The sequence below is a fragment of the uncultured Veillonella sp. genome (assembly GCF_938010505.1).
GTDB lineage: Bacteria > Bacillota > Negativicutes > Veillonellales > Veillonellaceae > Veillonella.
In genome coordinates, this window is record NZ_CALLVP010000072.1 from 1 (window position 1) to 3,025 (window position 3,025).

Genomic DNA, 3,025 nt, shown 5'->3' on the forward strand with positions numbered 1-3,025 from the left:
TGAATGGATTTATATGTTGACTCGATAAAACACATATGATATATCTAGGATGAGCTGTGGCTCGTCCTTTTTTGATGGATTGAGACTATAAGGAGCGTTTATGACCTGGCATAAGGATATATTGCATTTATTTACAAGACTTAGTGAACAATCGTTTCAGAATATTATCACTTACGGATCTTATACGAGAGCTATTCTGAATCTAGTTGTATCTACTATCATATTATATGTAATGACCTATAGTTTACCATTTATGGTGAAAGCTATATTTCCATTGTTAGGCATTAAACAGCTGACGGGTTTAACTCATTTTGATTTAGTTAGCACCTTAGCAAGTTCTACATTCTTGATTTTTCAAATTATCATCGGTTCGTTCGTCATATGGCGCTTACTTATTTTATTAGGTGGTCATGGTACGTATAGCGACGTATTGCGCAATTATATATATGGTATAGCTTATACAAATGCGCTTCGCACGATTGTATTACTATTAGTCCATATAATAGGGATTATTTTCTTCTCTCTATCCCTTCAAAAATATGTGGGAGATATGGCGTATCTTATTACGATGTTTAGCCAATATTATGCTGTATTCATTGCAGCTCAATTAATGCGACGTTATGTTGGATTAGGTATCGTTAAAACCTATATCGTTATGTTTATTGTGGCATTACTATCTGTATCAGTATTGCCTCAATGGATTCGCTTTGTCCATACATTATTTAAATAATATATTGTGATAAGAATTAAAAGCCGCAAGATACATATCTTGCGGCTTTTTGCTCATTAACCCAGTTGAGATTCATAATGGTGTAATAAGAGTTCTACATTATCTTCGTCGTATTCGATTTGTTGTGACCATCTTGCAATTTGCTTTAAGGGTTGCCCCTCTAAGGCGCTGACCATAAGTATATAGTCAGTACCATCCTTTGCATAGGCTAAGATAGTTTCCAAGGAATAGTCTGATAACATATCAATTTGGCGATACAATATATATTGGTAGACCTTGTTAAACAGGCTCATATTCTCTTGCTGTACATAAGTCTGTACTGCTGCAACAAGTTGGTCTAGTTTACTGGATAATGCATTCACTTGTGTAGTCCAATCTTCATCGATGGGTTCAGTTCTGTTATAGAGGTCTAACAATTCCTTGTAAGACTTCTCTTGGAAAGTAGGCTTATATTGGAATAGATTAGGATCTAGATCAAAGGCTAATAATTCAAATACATTCTGAAGTGTTAATCGCTCTTCAGAAGTAAATTCGTTATCGTCATCCTCAATTGTAAAGAGTAGGGAGTCTATCGTTGTATTTTGGGCTAATAACTCAACAGAGGCTTCACAAGATAAACCGACGCCACATAGCTCTAGGTCTTCAATATATTTATAAAAGCGCGGATGCATATGGCAGGTGTCGCAAAGTCCTTCTTCCCCCAATTCGAGTACAACCTTACACAGTCCATTTTCATTGAGTAAGGGGCACATAGGTTGTGTTTTGGAAAATACGAAATGACTACCTTCGTCATCAACCGTGATGGCTTGACGTAAGCTTTCACCAAGAGAACCAGTCATAGCATGGTAACGCTCAGCAGTAGGCTCGTCTATATCGATAGTCCACAGTTGGCAACATGTATTTTCACATCGATCTGCCTTGCATTGGAATGCGTGATATATAGTGGGATAAATTGAAATCATAGTTAGCTCACTTGTAGGTACAAAAATTATTCTATGTGCATTGTATCATAGGGAGTAGGCACATGCACTAATTATATAAATAAAGATTCATAAACCGCGTCGATTTAGTGTATAATTGTATATATATTGTTATGCTAACTGTTTGAGATATGGAGGAACTATGAGATCATTATTTGTAAAAGGTAGCCTTGTATTGGCTTTGGCTGCGGTATTTGGCATGCCAAACGCAAGTGCAGCACCTTTAGTAGCTGTTGAACCAACTGTGGCAGTTGTTGATGGTAATCATGCGGCGATTGTAGGAGCTAATGGTTTATTAAATGCTTTTATTCAAAATCATCCAAATGCTGCTATCACAGAAATTGCCTTTGATGCGGATGGGGGGCAAATCAAGTATGATGTAGAAGGTTTTGATGAGACTGGCAAGTATGAGTTAACTTATATCTATGCTACTAATCAAATCTTTGAAAAACGCGAAGGGGACTTCCATAAATCGTTAAAGAAAAAATCTTTTGATCCACGAGAAATCTTACCTCCTGCAGCAGTGGTGAACTTTGCTTATGCCCAAACAAAAGGCAAAGCTGTGAGCCTCAACGAATGGGCTGTGCGTTATGATAAAGGCAAAATCGTATACAAAGTTAGCTTTGGCACAGAAGATAATAAAGAGGTACATGTACGTATGGATGCAATGAATGGTAAATTGCTATCTGTTAAATTTGACGATTAATATATGATTGACTAGTTATTATATCTTAATAGTGCCTAGTCATTTTATTCTGAATATAATAATTAAATGCCTTAATACTGTTTTTTCTATGGAAATTACTAGTGTTGGGGCATTTTTTGTGAAAGTTTGCTCATGAATGTGAATCTATAGGTACTGATACGTATATTTTAAAGCCGTTTATCCTTTATATATGGGATAAACGGCTTTTGGCATGTTATTCATGGAATATTTAAGTACAAATTGAATACCATAGGATTTCATAGGAATTATATATAAATTCATTTTAAACTCACTATAAAATAAGGTTTTAGAAACGGTTCTACATTTTGACTTCATAGACTGTCGATAGTATGTGTACCAGTCGTAAGACAAAAACTCAAAAATATCTGAAATTTCCAAACTATATATCTACAAGTCCATGTTAGATATATGTTTTGGAACTTAAATGATGACATTGAGTTTACTGGAAATATATATGTGTAAAGTTGCATGTATATGAATTAATAAGGAGGACAATATGAAAAAATCTATCTTAAAAAGTAGTATTGCTTTAGCAGTGGCTGGCGTTTTTGGTGCCACTGTAGCTGTAACAGCAGCTGAACCAGTAAC

Annotated in this window: 3 protein-coding genes; 2 read left to right on the forward strand and 1 reads right to left on the reverse strand. The window is 35.3% G+C overall.

The window, feature by feature from the left end; genetic code table 11:
* Positions 1-100: 100 nt before the first annotated feature.
* Positions 101-730, forward strand: coding sequence for a hypothetical protein (locus tag Q0507_RS04230; RefSeq protein ID WP_298712892.1), 630 nt, complete (start codon positions 101-103; stop codon positions 728-730).
* Positions 731-786: 56 nt separating this feature from the next.
* On the opposite strand, the gene fliB is transcribed toward Q0507_RS04230, so the two are convergent.
* Complete coding sequence (gene fliB / locus Q0507_RS04235) at positions 787-1,692, reverse strand: flagellin lysine-N-methylase (RefSeq protein ID WP_298712895.1); 906 nt, start codon at positions 1,690-1,692, stop codon at positions 787-789.
* Between the two features lie 160 nt (positions 1,693-1,852).
* On the opposite strand from fliB, the gene Q0507_RS04240 reads away from it, so the two are divergent.
* Positions 1,853-2,416 (forward strand): PepSY domain-containing protein, encoded by a 564-nt coding sequence (locus Q0507_RS04240; RefSeq protein ID WP_298712899.1) that lies wholly within the window; start codon positions 1,853-1,855, stop codon positions 2,414-2,416.
* Positions 2,417-3,025 lie beyond the last annotated feature (609 nt).